The following is a 16083-nucleotide window of genomic DNA, read 5'->3' as shown; positions in this document are numbered from 1 at the left end:
TATAGACGACCTTTGCAGGGTAGAAAGCAAGGACTACATTGAAAATCATGTCAAAACCTGTTCAAAGTGCAAGAAAGTTTTAGCGACCATGAAAAATGAATTCACTCTGCCTGATAAGACAGAAATGTCGGAAGTGAAAGAAGTTAAAAAACCTTTTAAAAAAATAAGAAACCGAATGATTGTTATCATTTCTGTACTGACTATCGTTTTTGCATCCATGTTTGTTTTCATGATTCAAAAAGGGGAATTTACTAAGTGGAACCACTCCACTTATGACATCAACTTAATGAAGGATAAAGAGGTCATCTATCTAGGAAACTATATATTATCCTGGAATGGCTATGGAAACCCTAAAATTCTAGATATATATTTTATTCAAATGGATGGGACCATCGTCCGGGAAGAACAGGGACAACTTACTGTTACGCCATATATTGACCATAGTCAGACAATTGGGGTTGTAGATGAAACTCATGTGAGAGAAGAAGGACTTGAGGATGAGCTAGTTCCAATACAAGGCTATCAATCCGTGAATAAGGAATACCATCTTGCTTTTAGAGTCGAGTTGAAGGATAAAGCGGACATTCAAGATGTTCACACAATGGTTGTAGAGTTTCGTCACTTTGGACTAAAGAAAACGCAAGAAATTGAATTTGAGGGATTTTTTCATGAAAGTGATGAGAATGAATAAGGTAGATTAAAGTATAGTAAGAGGGGACACCACCTGGCATCCCCTTCTTTTTCCTCTATGAAACGTCCTCAAACTGACTATTATATAATTCAGCATAGAAACCATCTTTCAACAACAGTTCCTCATGATTACCCGTTTCAATGATATCTCCATCCTTCATCACAAGAATAACGTCAGCATTTTTAATCGTTGATAATCGGTGAGCGATTACAAACGATGTTTTTCCTACGGTTAGTTTATCCATTGCTTGTTGAATCAGCATCTCAGTCCGGGTATCGACTGAACTTGTCGCCTCATCCAATATTAGTAATGGAGCCGTTTTTACCATTGCACGAGCGATCGTAATTAACTGTTTTTGCCCTGCAGACAGACTTGACTTGTCATCTAGAATGGTATCAAAACCCTTTGGCAACGTTTTGATAAAGTGATAAAGTCCTACGGCTTTACAAGCTTCATCTAACTGTTCATCTGTAACTCCCTCACTAGAATAAACGATGTTATCCCGAATCGTCCCTTCAAAGAGCCACGTATCCTGAAGAACCATACAAAACATATCATGAAGGTTTTCCCGAGTAAGCTGACTAATTGGAACTCCATCAATTAATATTTCCCCATCATTAACTTCGTAAAAACGCATCAGCAGGTTGACCAAAGTCGTCTTCCCGGCACCAGTTGGACCAACAATCGCAACCTTTTGACCAGCTTTCACGCTTACTGAAAAGTTTTTAATAACCGGCTTATTTTCATTGTAACCAAATCGAACATTCCGGAACTCCACATCCCCGTTGACCGTTTGAAGACTTTTTGTTTTCTCACTTTCATCTGCAAGTTCGTTTTCCTCTAAAAACTCAAAAACACGTGCACTCGCCGCTGCTGTAGACTGCAACTGTGTAGCACCTTGGGCAATTTGAGAAAGTGGCTGTGTGAACAAACGAATATACAACATAAAAGCAACGATCACACCAAATGAGATGTACCCATTGACCGCAAGTGCCGCACCGACGATACAGACAACAACATAACCAAGATTCCCAACAAACATCATAAAAGGCATCATTAAACCTGAAAGAAATTGGGACTTCCAAGCACTTTCATATAATCCCGTGTTGATTTCATGGAAAGTGTCCTTTGCCATTTTTTCGCCATTATAAGCTTTTACGACACTTTGTCCTGAATAGATTTCTTCAATATAACCGTTCAGCTTACCAAGCTGTTGCTGTTGTCGTCCAAAATAAACTTGTGACTTTGAGATAATAAAGGACATCAACCCGAATCCGATAAAGGTCGATAGTACAGCAGAAATAGCCATAATCCAGTTCGTATAGAACATCATGACCAATGAACCTAGAAATAAAGTAACTGCCGAAGTTAATCCACTCAGACTTTGGTTCAGTGTCTGACCAACTAAATCAACATCGTTAGTTACACGACTTAACACATCACCTGTACTATTTGAGTCAAAGTATTTTAACGGTAAACGGTTCATCTTTTTAGAGATGTCTTTCCGTAAGCTTTTTGAAATTCTCTGTGTTACCGTAGCCATCATGAAGCCTTGGACATATTGAAAAATAAACATTAATCCATAAAGAATCAAAAGAATGAGTGCCACATCAAATATCGCATCCATATCAACGGTACTCATCATTCCTTCTACTATGATATCGGTCATTTCTCCCAGCAAATCAGGTCCAATGATATTAAAAATAGCCCCTGCCATCGACAGCACCATTGCGACGATAATTGCCGGTACAAAGCTTCGAGAATAGGCAAATAATTGTGAGAAACTCTTCAAACCCTGTCCCTTTTCAGAGCCTTCAGGCTGTTTACGGGAACGCTTGGCTTTTTTCGACTTTTGTTTATCCACCAATTTCAAGCTCCTCCTTTGACAATTGTGAGTAGGCAATTTCCTGATAAACCCCACATGTTCTCATTAACTCTTGATGTGTACCGATCCCTACGACTTCGCCTTCATCGATGACAATAATGCGGTCTGCATCAATAATCGTTCCAATGCGCTGCGCAACTATTATTGAGGTGGCATTTTCTATCTCTTTTTTAAGTCGTGACCGCAGAACTCGATCTGTTTTATAATCAAGCGCTGAAAAAGAATCATCGAACAGATAGATTTCAGGATTTTTATAGATTGCACGAGCTATCGACAGCCTTTGCTTCTGTCCTCCTGAAATATTTGTACCACTCTGCGCAATATCTGCTTCATATTGACCTTCCATCTTTTCCACAAAGTCTTTACCCTGCGCAATCTCAACAGCTCGCTCAATTTGAGTGCCTGTGTTCTTTTTAGCTTCTCCAAGGGCTACATTTGAGGCAACACTGCCACTGAACATAACTGCCTTTTGAGATACATAACCAATTTTATCCCTTAAGGTATCAAGGGAATACTCCTTCACATTGGTTCCATCTACAAGTACTTCCCCATCAGTTACATCCATAAATCTAGGAATCAAATTCAGTAGCGTACTTTTTCCACTTCCTGTCGACCCAATAATTGCGACTGTTTCGCCTTGGTGTGCAGTAAAACTCACATTTTTCAACACATAATCCTCTGCTTCAGGATACTTAAAACTCACATTACGGAATTCGATTTCACCTGATACCGTTGGTGTTTTTTTAACAGCGCCATCTTGAATTTTAATCTTGGTTTGTAATACCTCATTAATACGCTTTGCAGAAACTGCCGCACGCGGCATCATAATAAATACCATCGATAGCATCATAAATGACATAATGATTTGCATGGCATAAGAGGAGAAAACAACCATATCAGAAAACAATGGCAGACGATTTGTTACCGAAGCATTAGTAATTAATATAGCACCAATCCAATAAATAGCGAGATTCATTCCTGACATCATCAAGCCGATTGACGGGAACAGAATTGCCATCGTTCTACCTGTAAATAGATTCGTTTTTGTCAGCTCATGATTCGCCTTTTCAAATTTACCCTCTTGAAATTCTTCCGCATTATACGCACGTACAACTCGGATGCCTGATAAATTCTCTCTTGTCACACGGTTTAATTGGTCAGTCAGTGTTTGAATTACCCTGAATTTCGGCAATGCAACAAAGACCACGATGGCGATTAACACACATAGAAAAGCAACCGCTATTCCTGTTGCAGCCGTCCACTCCCAGGACTTACCCATAATTTTAAAAATCGCCCACACCGCCATGATTGGAGCACGGATGACAATTTGCAGTCCCATTATGATTAACATCTGAACCTGCATAATGTCATTGGTAGATCGTGTAATTAGACTTGCTGTAGAAAAACGGCTGATTTCCTCCATTGAAAAAGACAGATTCTTTTCAAAAACCATGCCTCTCAAACGAACCGAAAATCCTGCCGCCACTCTTGCTGCCAGAAACACAGTAACCATCGAAGCTAGCATACTTCCAACTGCGCATAAGAGCATGAATCCACCTTGTCCAAGAACATCACTAATTTTGCTACCTTCAGTCTGTACAAGTCTTGTAATTTCCGCCATATAATCAGGTATTTTCAAGTCAAGCCATACTTGAGTAACGATGAAAACCAAGCTGCACAAAATTAACAGCCAATCTTTCTTCTGAAAATATGTAAAAATTTTCAGCATGCATAAATTCCTCCTAAAGGATATTGGTACTAAAAATTGAAAGTATTTTCTCGTTTCTTTATCCGTCTGTAACTTTATCCTCCTGGAAGAATAAGAAATTGAACGATTCTAACTGCTCCATTCCATCTCTATCCATCTTTTCTCTAACGGCAGAAAGTAATAATCTCATCCCCTGTTCCACAGTCTCCTGTTCAGCCTCCGATAATACACTTAAAGCACCTTTTATTGCTCGATTCAATGGCTTTGGGGCGGCTTCTTTTATTACTTTTAACTTTTCTTCACTTATCGTAATAACGACAGACCGTTTATCTCTTGGATTAGGAGTTTTGATTAAGATCCCTCTCGCAGACAGTCGTTCAACGATATCGGAAACAGTACTTTGTGTCATCCTTAAGTTTTGTGTAAGCTGTTTGATACTAATTGATTCATGTATTAAAACTTGTTCTATAACCTTTAATTGTGGAGCAGTCAAACCATGTTCCTCAGCATATCTCTGAATACTTTTCACCATAAAACAGTGTAAAAAGTCGATTGATTCACGTATAAACTCGATTCGTTCACTCAAAAGTAGTCTCCTTTCAAACGCATTTCACAAAATAAATCGGATACGATATATCCTATGCGATATATCATAGCGCCATACATTGGTGTGTGTCAATTTTTTAGAGGGTCTGAATAGGTTATAGCTAGGAAATTTATGTGACTGGGAGTGTGTGATTGGTGAAATAGGGGATTACTTCGCTAATGATCTAGTGAGTCTTTAATTTCGTTTCTGGAGGAGATAGATTTACTATAATTGACCGGGCAGATAGACGCACTCTATCTGAACGAGCGTGGCACCAAACTCAATTCTCGGGCAGTTAGAACTCAACTACCGTCAGCCGCCGCATAATTTCAATCCAAGCAGAACCTTTTACAATATTAATCTTTTAGCAAAGTACTTAACTAAAAACGCCCCAACCGCAGTTGAGACGTTTCCAATACTTTTTATCCTTTTATCCAGCTTTAACATCCTTTTTGCTTTGTGTGTCAGCTGTATTCTTTCGTTCAATTTTTATTTGACCAATTCCCAGTGCTTTTGCTTCTAAATTTAATGATTTTAGCAAGCTGACTACCATTAACACCATAATGACTGAGAAAGGAAGAGCTGCGAGGATCATCGTATTTTGAAGAGCTTGCAGGCCTCCGGAGTAAAGAAGGACTATTGCTGTTACTGAGAGTATCACTCCCCAAGTTGCCTTTATCGCTGAACTCGGATTTAGAGATCCATTTGTTGTCATCATACCTAAAACAAACGTACCAGAATCGGCCGAAGTAACAAAGAACGTGACTATAAGCAAAATAGCTAACAGAGATAATACCATACTAAGCGGAAACCCGTCTAATAAACCGAATAGTGATTCCTCAGGGGTCAATGCAGAAATGGAAAGAATGCCAGAAGCCTCTGTGAAGATAGCCGCACTTCCAAAGGTTGAAAACCAGATGAAACCAAGAAGGGATGGAACAAGTATGACACCTACGATAAACTCACGAATCGTTCTCCCTTTTGAAACTCTGGCAATAAACACACCAACAAATGGGGCCCATGCAATCCACCATGCCCAATAAAAAATCGTCCAAGCATTAATCCAGTTACGTCCCTCTTCATTCAGGGGTGCAATACGAAAACTCATGTTAACGAAGTTTTGCATGTAGGCCCCTATCGTATCTGTAAATAAGTTAAGTGTAAAGAGCGTTGGACCTAAGATAAAGACCACTGAGAAGAGAACCGCGGTTAACCCCATATTCACATTACTTAGGATCTTAATGCCTTTACTTAGACCGGTTAGGGCCGAAATCATAAAAAAGATTGTCACGACTAATATAATAATAGATTGACTTGTAATCGTGCTTGGAACATCAAATAAGTAGGAAAGCCCACCATTAATTTGCATGGCACCGAATCCTAGAGAGGTAGCGACACCCATAACTGTAGAGATAACAGCAATGATATCAATTGCTTTTCCGACAGGTCCATCCGCATGCTTCCCAATTAACGGGCGTAATGTTCGGCTTATTAAACTTAATTCCCCTTTACGAAAAGTAAAGTAAGCCAATGCCATTGCAATCAAACCATAAATAGCCCATGCATGGATGCCATAATGAAAGAACGTAAACCTCATTGCGTCTTTTATCCCCTGATCCGTGCCTTCTTGGCCTGTTGGTGAACTAATCATATAGTGGCTGATAGGTTCATAGGTTCCATAAAACACCAACCCAATTCCCAAACCAGCACTAAAAAGCATCGCTAGCCAAGTTGGACGTGAAAACTCAGGCTTATCGTCCTGTTTCCCAAGCTTTATCCGGCCAATTGGACTTACTAATAAATAAAAACACACAAAAACAAATAATGAAACAAGGATAAGGTAATACCAGCCAAAGGAATCTGTAATTACTCCCTGTGCATTACTTGTGACCTTTTCTAACGTCGAGGGCATTGTTACCCCAATAAGAACAAGACCAATCAATATTGCTAAAGATACATAAAAAACAGTTGTAGTTTTTTTAAATTTCATATTAAATTTTAACTCCCATCTTTGATAATTTCGCAGAGGGTCTACTTCGGTTGGTGAGATAGTGATTTATATATTGAGAAGTAAATATAGACGTAACCCTATTTAATTGCGTAATACATGTTGTTTAATTTCGTACTATACCATTGAGCATCTGTTTGTTATTGGAATTGGTAACAGAGGTATTTAGTAGACAGATAACAGGTTTTTTGGGGAATATTAATACTATAACAAATATCGTTATACGAATCACTTTCGATATAGTGGCTTATTCAAGGATATATCTATTCAAACTTCACTTAGAGTGATTACACACTATATATTCTTAGAATAACTCTCAAATCCTCTATATATAGTCGGAATTCAAAGGAATTGCTATTCATCTCGTAGAATTTTTCAACAAAAAGAGAGCTGCCACCCACAACAGCTCTCTAAAGCAATACTCGTACAAACCAAAACCCTCTCACTAAATGAGCTAACAAAATTAAAAGTAGATTAGCTTTCGGTTCACCCTTTGACATTTTATTGCTCCTCATCAAATGAGAAGCACCAAACTTTTCATTCTATTTATCCTTCACTCGTAAGAGCCTTAAACTATTTAACGTTACAAGTAAAGTAGCACCCATGTCAGCAAAAATGGCAATCCATAATGTTAGCCATCCTGGAACAACAAGTAATAATGCAACTAGCTTTATCCCTAAAGAAAATGTAATATTTTGTTTGATAATCTTTAACGCACTTCGACTCAATTTTACCGAAAATGGTAATTTACCAAGATCATCAGCCATTAGCGCAATATCCGCCGTTTCAAGTGCAGTGTCTGTGCCTGCCCCACCCATGGCAATTCCTACTGTGGAAGCAGCCAATGCCGGTGCGTCATTTACGCCGTCCCCTACCATCGCAACTCGATTATACTTGTTTCTTAATTCCTTAATAAGCGCTAGTTTATCTTGTGGAAGTAAATCAGCTTTTACATCAGAGACTCCAACTTGAGTACCGATTGCTTTTGCTGTTCCTTGGTTGTCTCCCGTTAACATAATTGTTTTCTCGATACCTAAGGCGTGCAACTTCCTGATCACATCGTTACTGTTTTCTCTTACAACATCTGCTACAGCAATAAGTGCCATGATTGAAGTTTCTGTTCCTGATACCATAACCGTTTTACCCTGCTTTTGCAGATTAGAAATCAACTCCTTCAGATCTCTAGGAATACCTTCCGTAAATATGTCTTCAAACAAACTCGGACTACCAACATAATAACTCTTACCATCTACACTCCCTTTAATCCCTTTACCCGTTATGGAAGTGAAGTTTTTAACCTCCCTATTTTGGTAAGGCAGATTCAGTTGCTCAGCTTTTTTCATGATTGCAGAAGCTAATGGATGCTGAGATCCATTTTCTAACGCAGCAACAACGGCAAAGTGCTCCCGTTCATTTACACTTCCTTGAGTGAGATAATCAGTTACTACCGGTACTCCCTTAGTTAATGTGCCTGTTTTATCAAAAGCAATTGCTTTAATTGCTCCTAGCTCTTCCAGATGAATTCCACCTTTAATGAGGACCCCGTTTCGGGCAGCATTTCCAATAGCGGTTACGATAGATACAGGTGTAGAAATAACTAAAGCACATGGGCAACCTACTACCAGCACAGCTAATCCTTGATAAATCCAAGTACTCCACTCTGCTTCAAACAATAACGGTGGTACAACTGCTACTCCTAAAGCAATTAACATAATGGCTGGTGTATAGTACTTTGCGAATCGGTCGACAAAAGCCTGTGAAGGGGCACGCTCTGCTTGCGCTTCTTCAACTAAGTGAATGATTTTTGCAATCGTTGTATCATCGACATGCTTTGTTACTCGAACTTCAAGCAAGCCTTCCTCGTTTATCGTCCCGGCAAAAACTTCATCCTTCTCAGCTTTTGAAACGGAAACAGATTCACCTGTAATCGCTGCCTGGTTAACAGAGGAATAACCTTTTTCAACCACACCATCCATAGCGATTTTTTGCCCAGGTTTTACGATCATCACGTCACCAATTTGAATATCCTCTACTGCTACCATAAATTCCTTTGAACCTCTTCTAATAAGAGCTTCCCTTGGAGCAATATCCATTAAAGACCGTATTGACTGACGTGCTTTATCCATCGAGTACGTTTCTAAAGCTTCACTAATGGCAAATAAGATTACCACCGTTGCACCTTCGCCCCATTCACCAATGAAGGCCGCACCGATTACAGCTATGGTCATAAGAGTTCTCATATCAAATTGAAGACGTAACAGATTTTGTAACCCTGTTGTAAATAATCGAAAACCACCAATAACGATGGAAGCAGCGTAGGCTAAAATAGATACTAAGCTACCTTCACCAGCAAACTGACCAGAAAACCAACCAATGAGTAAAAAAACGAACGAAGCAATGACAGTTGAATGCTTTTTGTAAAATGGCTCCTTCTTCTCTTCGAATCGTTCTTTCTCGGGCACAATTTTCAAGTTTTCAAATGCTCCAGCTTTCTCTAATTCTTCAATTGAGGTTTCACCGTAAACCGTTAACTTAGAAGCTCCAAAATTTACACTTGCATCTGAAACACCATCCAGGTGTTTTACGTTCTTTTCGAACTTAGTGGCACAGCCTGCTCAGGAAAAACCTTGGACACGATAAACTGCCTTTTTATTTACCTGTTCCATTGTCTCACTCATTTCGCCACCTCCTTCTGGTGGGTAAATGCAATTTGAATCAATTGTTTTACATGTTCATCATCAATAGAGTAATACACTAATTTACCCTCTTTTCGATATTTTGCTAAACCTAAATTACGTAGAAGTCGTAAATGATGAGAAGCAGTTGCAGTCGTACATCCCACTATATTTGCAACATCACAAACACAAAGCTCATCTTCTTCAGCTAAGGAGTACGCGATTTTCACTCTCGTGTCGTCCGCTAGCGCCTTAAATATTTGTGCGACAGCCAACGTATTTTGTGAAGCCAGTGATCTTTGTACTTTTTCCACCTTTTCTCCATCTATACAAGTTACTTCACAAATATCCTTTTGTTTCATTTACCCACCTCTTATTCAAACAATCATTTGATTATTAGTATATGTAAATTTTTTAAAACGGTCAAATAATTGTTTGAATGTTCGCTTATTTAAAAAACTTATTTTATATGTCTTCTGATTAACTTATGTCAAATTGAGTTACCAAGCCATTAAATATATAAAAACAATCAAAAAAAGCTTAGAGCAAAATATACTCTAAGCTTTTCTTGATGAGAAGTTATGCACTTATTTTCGTACTAGTATTTTCGTCTTTATTTCCAAATAATTTTCCATCCAATGAAAGTAGTGCGCTCCCACTAATAACAAGTACAGAAGCCATTGCTAAGAAAGCAACATCTAGTTCATATCCCGCTGCTTCAGCACCTATGAATCCAATTGATAACTTTGAAGTAAAGATAGCTCCTATCATTGTGAAACCTATTAATGCTGAGAAAATTCTAGTTCCAATTCCCACAATCAATGCAATCCCACCAAGTAGCTCGATAAATGCCACTATATAACCTAAGAAGCCCATTATACCAATACTCTCAAACCATCCTGCTACATTACCAAGTCCCATTTGAAACTTAGCTATACCATGGAGTAAAAATGTAACTCCTAATACCACACGAATAATTAATAAACTCACTTCATATTTTTGTCCCATCATTCATTCTCCTTCTATTTTTAATTTGGTTTAATCTTATGCTCTACATATTTAGTTTAAATCAGTATTTGGGTCTGTTCATATATCCCAAATAACAATCTATCTTTCTTACTTATAATCAAAGATGGCCACTCTTTAAGCTATTAATCGAATGCGATTCCCTGAAGGATCTGTTACTACAAAATAGCCATTCTCTTCACTTACATTTGCACCAATTTCTTTTAATTGGGTAATAATTTTGTTTCTCTTTTCCTCACTTGTAAGCGTAAGGTTAAACGATTCAAGTCCAGCACTTGTAGGTGATGGTGTCGGTGCACCTACGCCATTCCAGGTATTTAAGCCAATATGATGATGGTATTTGCCATCAGAAATAAATAATGCTTGAGTACCGAATCGATTTACGACTTCAAATCCAAGTCCCCTGCTATAAAATTCCTCTGAACTTTTCAAGTCTGATACATGGAGATGGATATGTCCCATGACCGTTTTAGCCGGTAGACCTTTCCATGATTGCTGTCTCCCAACAGAAAGGAGATTTGGAAAATTCAATGGGTCAACTGTCATTTCTACTTCACCATTACTCCAATTCCATTCCGACGGGTCTCGGTCTACATAAATTTCAATACCATTTCCATCCGGGTCAGATAAATAAAGAGCTTCACTTACTAGATGGTCTGAGGAACCGAACTGAATTCCTCCCTCCACAAAATGTTGAACAATTTTAGCTAAATCTGTTCGCTTAGGCAAAAGTAAAGCGAAATGATATAACCCGGTTGTTCTACCTTGTTTTGGAGCTACCTGTTCCGGTTGTTCTACTGTTAATAATGCTGTTTTTCCATCTGCACTAAATACAGCAGATTTTGATGTTTGTTCCAGCACCTTAAAACCAATTACTTCTTTATAATAAGCAATCGAACGCTCTACATTTTGAACTTTTAAGTTTACTTGACTTACAAAAGTAATAGGTTCACGATGGAATTCCATTTGGGTTACCTCCTGATGATATATTTTTTAACAAATCAATTTGATTAGTTACTTACTTTATGTAAGTTAGTATATTATTATAAATTACATAAGTCAAGTAACTATTTTACAAAAAGTAATTTATTTACTTATTGAAGAATTATATAATAATAGTAAGGAGTTGATAAAGTGAATACGCAAATTTGTCCAAGATTTGAAAAAGCAATGGGGTTTTTGAGCCAAAGATGGACTGGTTTAATTATTTACCAGCTCATTTCTGGTCCGCAGCGGTTTTGCAGTATTGAATCATCCATCGGTGTAAGTGGAAAAGTCCTATCAGATAGGTTAAAGGATCTTGAAAACGAAGGTATTGTAAAACGAGAAGTTTATCCGGAAACTCCAGTTCGAATTGAGTATTCATTGACCGATAAGGGAATTGCCCTTGAACCTCTTATGCGTGAGATAGAAGGATGGTCACAAAACTGGTTAAAAGCATAATTTTTCTGTACAGTTGGATTCATGCCACAACAAATAGCCGCCTATAAAGGCGGCATTTTTATTTTTTCTACTTAATCTATAGCAAAAAATCGAGACTTTGCCGTCCCGAGTATAGATTAATCACTTTGGATCTCTTTCGTTGCAATTGCCTTCAAAAAAGGGAACAACTCCTCAAGAGATTAAACCCACCAAACAACACATTTTTTCGTTATTTCTTTAGCTTTTTCCTAACAACAGCAATCATAAAGAGTAACGGAATATAGCCAAATAGAAAGACCAGTCCACTATAACTGGTGACTCCGGCCAAAAGATACGAAAACTCTATATCAACCAACTCGCTATTAATAAAATGAAAAATGGCGAGTACACCTAGTAACACATAAGTTGGTTTTGTCTTTGGGATCGTCAATTTAATCGACCGAATTGCCGACCACAGGTAGAGACATATCACAGGCATAATAACCAATAACCATGTAAAAATAAAAATAAACTCAAAACGTTCTAAAAATGGAAACTGAATAATTTTAATCATGGTTAAAGTTGGCCAGTTTAGAAGTTCGAGCTTTCTTTGTGTAAAATACATAAAGGTAATGATTGCAATAACTGTATATAGAATAGTTGTATAAAATAATGCTATATGGCCCCATTTGGTTGACCTTTCTCTATTTTTTATAAATGGAAGAAAAACGAGTACAGTCTCAAATCCCAGAAAGATAGGTGCTGCTTCTTTCATGGATATGAAATGGTCCTTAACTCCCGCTGCAAAGACAGGTTGAAGATATGATATTTCAGCATAACTTAGTAAATAGATGAGTGACAAAAGAAGGAAACTAGGGATAATGACACCCCAGTAAGCGACTCCCGTTACAATTCTAAATCCACCAGCAACAATGTAAAAAATAGGAACAGACATCAGTAATGACAACTCCCAAGCAGCAATACCATCAAACACCCAAATATGCAGAATATCAATATAGGTATGTAAAGTAAACAACCCAACTATTGAAAAATAGCATGCCATAATAATATTCAAAGTACTTCCAATTATTTTCCCAAAAGCTTCCCTATGAAAGGAGATAATATCTCCAGAATCTGAACACTTCAATATATATAGCATCATAAAGAAAACTACGTGTAAGAGTAACCCAAAAACTAAGACTGAAATCCATGCATCATATGAAGCTCCCTTTATAATATGGGATTGATATTTTAATAAACCAACCCCGGTTTGTGAGGAATGCATGAGAAAAAACAAAAAATAGGGTGATACCATTTTATTTTCTGTCACTTTTGTAGTCATTTTGATCATCCTAATAAGCTAGCTTCCAAGGCCAGAATGTATGATTTTTACGTTTACATCAAGATTAATTGGTATTGAGGGATATTTCTTATAAAAGGACTCAACTTTCCAGGTTTTATCCTTTGAACGGACTATATTTCCAATCCCAAGTGGATCTACTTCATTTTCTTGAAAGGTAGTGAGTAAATCCTCCATCTCTCTTTTTAGATTTTCCACTATTAATTTCTTTATCTCCATTACATCTCCTGCTTTTTCAGCATTAAATCTATCCGGAAACTGAGTTAGTGTCATTTGTAGTTGCAAACGAAGACTTAATTGCTCCTTATTATGATTCCAATCCCAGTTACTCTTACTTCTGAAATTTCGAACAGTAATAATTTCTGCTCGATCATTATCTTTTAGTGATATTTTATAGGTTGCTTGTGAACGCCGATCTTTAATATATGAAAATAAAGCGGTTTGCTTCTCATTCAAATGAAGCTTTAATTTATCATCCTTGAAAACCCCGATCCCATCTACTTTCACCTTATTGTTTTCGTCTATCGTTAACATAGGAACATAAGCATCCCCACCTTCTCCGTAAAAGTTATTTAAAAATATATGAAGATTCAAACGTGGCAGAGTTTGTCCCTGGATATTTTGTTGTATTCTATCTGCTAATGTAAGTGATTTCTCGTTCTTAAATGTGCTCAATGTTTCCCTGGCAGAATGTGTAGAAGCTGCAATTTGAATATTTGTTCCTAGTTGAGGGTTTAAAATAAATCGGTTAACCATATCTTTAATGCCTGCTTCCGCATAATCTTTTCCGAATAACAACACCCTTATCTTGGCTATTTCAACCGGAGTACTCGTTTGTTCCGACATTCTAGGTACAAATAGAACACCCGTTGGTGCTTGTTCTGCTATATATTGTATTTGATCATCGCTTTTGCTTTTTGTGTATTCTGGAAATAACGCTGTTCCTACTAAATCACCATTGTCTGCAAGATCAAAACCAAAAACATGAATAATACTTAATTTGTCGATTATTCTTGTTCTAGCGCAGCCAAAAAGACATAGGATACACACCAAGAATATAAAAAAAACATGCCGCCATCTTTTCATTTTTCATCCAGCCTTTTCCAAAAAATTATTCACTATCAAGACCTTCTTCTGGATCTCTATTTGAAACCGCTGAATATCTCTTTATACTTAACGGTCTTATATACCAAGGACGTTTATCAGACTTCACATAGTTTTTCCTTATAAAGGAACTAGTAATTCCACCTTTTCGATAAGGAAAAATTGGGAGTAGATATGGAACCCCTAAAGATTTAAGTCGAGATAAGTGGGCAATTAATATAAGTAATCCTACATAAATCCCTAATCCACCCCATACCGCTGCAAGTAAAATAAATGGATATCGCAATAATCGTACCGCATTAGACATCTTATAAATCGGTGTCGTAAAAGAGGACAAAGCAGCAAGTGCTACAAAGATTAATAAAATATTACTTGTGAGAGCAGCATCTACTGTCGCCTGTCCAATTACGATTCCTCCAACAATCCCAAGAGTTTGTCCAATTTTTGTAGGTAACCTGGCTCCCGCCTCTCTCAATAGATCAATGGTAATTTCTAAAAATAGTACCTCAACAACTGGCGGAAAAGGTACATTTGCTCGTGAATAAATAATAGGACCTAATAAATCTTTGGGTACGACTTCAAAATGAAAAGTAAGTATAGCAACATAAAAGGAAGTAACAAATATGGAAAACAACATACCAAATACCCGTATTAACTTAAAAAATGAAGCAATTATTGAAGGCAAGTAATAATCTTCAGGAGTTGCGAAAAACTCCATTAATGAAACTGGGCCTATAACAGCATAGGAGGACTTATTACTGAAAAGAACCACCTGCCCTTGGACTAATGACCATACTGTCCGGTCAACTCTTTCAGTTGTTATATATAGAGGGAATGGTGTTCTAGTATTTTCCGAAATCAATTGTTCAAGTAGAGAGTTATCAATAATAACATCAATATCAAGTTGGTTTAAGCGCTGTTTTAATGTGTTTACGTACTCCGGATTTGTAACTCCATCCAAATAGGCGACAACTACATTTGTCTTTGTCCTTGAACCAATTATCATCTCTTCAACAATAAGATCAGACGTGTTCAAATGATCTCTTAGTAAATGTAGATTCGTTGATAAATCCTCAATAAAACCCACTTTAGGACCAATCACACTAAATTCATCTTGCGTTTCATTTGTTTCCCGTTGACCAAGTCTAGAAAAACTAATATCCAATTGTGCGAATTCGTTCATTTGGTCTTTAAAATAAAGAATAATAGATCCGTCGTGAAGTACTTTTTCAACCTCATACGGGTTTTTTATAAGTTTAATACCCTCTATTGGAACAATATTTTTTAAATCAGATAGTTCTTTCACTTCCATTGCATGTTCCTTTAAAGGTTGTAAAACCGATTTTTGAAGGATATCTGGATTAATCAATGTTTTAAAATAGCTTATCGTTAATGAATCATTCTTTTCAGACGGTGTGAATGTTGAAAAATCACTAGATTTATTAGCCTTTTCAAATACTTCCTGTATCGTTTTTTCGACAGTTTCGTAATTTTTTTCGGGTTGCTGTTCTACTTTTTTCTTTCTAAACATAACTCCACCTAACCCAGTACAGACATTCATTTAATACACGTAGTATTTATCAACAGAATTGGAATTATGTTCTAAAGTAGTAAGGAATGAAATTTATTGTTCTAAATT

At 37.3% G+C, this 16083-nt stretch carries 13 protein-coding genes; 2 read left to right on the top strand and 11 right to left on the bottom strand.

The features are described from left to right. Positions 1–88: 88 nt before the first annotated feature. On the top strand, positions 89–691 hold the full coding sequence (locus AB3M96_RS00260; RefSeq protein ID WP_412965892.1) for a hypothetical protein: 603 nt from the start codon (positions 89–91) through the stop codon (positions 689–691). A gap of 55 nt (positions 692–746) precedes the next feature. On the opposite strand, the gene AB3M96_RS00255 is transcribed toward AB3M96_RS00260, so the two are convergent. The 8 genes from AB3M96_RS00255 to AB3M96_RS00220 all read right to left on the bottom strand — a co-directional run bounded on the left by AB3M96_RS00255 (position 747) and on the right by AB3M96_RS00220 (position 11545). Continuing rightward, a complete protein-coding gene (locus AB3M96_RS00255; protein WP_412965879.1) occupies positions 747–2555 on the bottom strand; it encodes an ABC transporter ATP-binding protein in 1809 nt (602 codons plus the stop codon). Beyond that, positions 2548–4305: an ABC transporter ATP-binding protein gene (locus AB3M96_RS00250; protein WP_412965545.1), complete on the bottom strand. Its 1758-nt coding sequence runs from the start codon at positions 4303–4305 to the stop codon at positions 2548–2550. The genes AB3M96_RS00255 and AB3M96_RS00250 overlap by 8 nt, the downstream gene beginning before the upstream one ends. 58 nt (positions 4306–4363) lie before the next feature. After that, positions 4364–4870: a MarR family winged helix-turn-helix transcriptional regulator gene (locus AB3M96_RS00245; protein ID WP_412965544.1), complete on the bottom strand. Its 507-nt coding sequence runs from the start codon at positions 4868–4870 to the stop codon at positions 4364–4366. A 430-nt stretch (positions 4871–5300) separates the two neighbouring features. Then, positions 5301–6860, bottom strand: coding sequence for a glycine betaine uptake BCCT transporter (locus tag AB3M96_RS00240; RefSeq protein WP_412965543.1), 1560 nt, complete (start codon positions 6858–6860; stop codon positions 5301–5303). A 560-nt stretch (positions 6861–7420) separates the two neighbouring features. Beyond that, the gene (locus tag AB3M96_RS00235; RefSeq protein WP_412965542.1) at positions 7421–9556 is read right to left on the bottom strand and encodes a heavy metal translocating P-type ATPase; all 2136 of its coding nucleotides are present in this window, start codon (positions 9554–9556) and stop codon (positions 7421–7423) included. Further along, positions 9553–9915 carry an ArsR/SmtB family transcription factor gene (locus AB3M96_RS00230; protein WP_412965541.1) on the bottom strand — a complete coding sequence of 121 codons (363 nt, stop codon included), beginning with the start codon at positions 9913–9915 and terminating at the stop codon, positions 9553–9555. The genes AB3M96_RS00235 and AB3M96_RS00230 overlap by 4 nt, the downstream gene beginning before the upstream one ends. Positions 9916–10132: 217 nt before the next feature. Further along, complete coding sequence (locus AB3M96_RS00225; protein WP_412965540.1) at positions 10133–10561, bottom strand: DoxX family protein; 429 nt, start codon at positions 10559–10561, stop codon at positions 10133–10135. Positions 10562–10696: 135 nt separating this feature from the next. Next, on the bottom strand, positions 10697–11545 hold the full coding sequence (locus AB3M96_RS00220; RefSeq protein WP_412965539.1) for a VOC family protein: 849 nt from the start codon (positions 11543–11545) through the stop codon (positions 10697–10699). 168 nt (positions 11546–11713) lie between these two features. Between AB3M96_RS00220 and AB3M96_RS00215 the strand changes: the two genes are divergently transcribed. Beyond that, positions 11714–12022: a winged helix-turn-helix transcriptional regulator gene (locus AB3M96_RS00215; protein ID WP_412965538.1), complete on the top strand. Its 309-nt coding sequence runs from the start codon at positions 11714–11716 to the stop codon at positions 12020–12022. A 208-nt stretch (positions 12023–12230) separates the two neighbouring features. Here AB3M96_RS00215 and AB3M96_RS00210 read toward each other — a convergent pair whose 3' ends face one another. Genes AB3M96_RS00210 through AB3M96_RS00200 form a run of 3 tightly spaced genes read right to left on the bottom strand, consistent with a single transcriptional unit; the run spans position 12231 to position 15975 of the window. Continuing rightward, positions 12231–13322 carry a GerAB/ArcD/ProY family transporter gene (locus tag AB3M96_RS00210; RefSeq protein WP_412965537.1) on the bottom strand — a complete coding sequence of 364 codons (1092 nt, stop codon included), beginning with the start codon at positions 13320–13322 and terminating at the stop codon, positions 12231–12233. 18 nt (positions 13323–13340) lie between these two features. Beyond that, positions 13341–14426, bottom strand: coding sequence for a Ger(x)C family spore germination protein (locus AB3M96_RS00205; protein ID WP_412965536.1), 1086 nt, complete (start codon positions 14424–14426; stop codon positions 13341–13343). A 25-nt stretch (positions 14427–14451) separates the two neighbouring features. Then, positions 14452–15975, bottom strand: coding sequence for a spore germination protein (locus AB3M96_RS00200; protein WP_412965535.1), 1524 nt, complete (start codon positions 15973–15975; stop codon positions 14452–14454). Positions 15976–16083: the final 108 nt, after the last annotated feature.

It is taken from the genome of Ferdinandcohnia jepli, assembly GCF_047246645.1.
Classification (GTDB): domain Bacteria; phylum Bacillota; class Bacilli; order Bacillales; family Bacillaceae_L; genus Ferdinandcohnia.
This window is presented reverse-complemented; position numbering and strand designations above follow the sequence as displayed.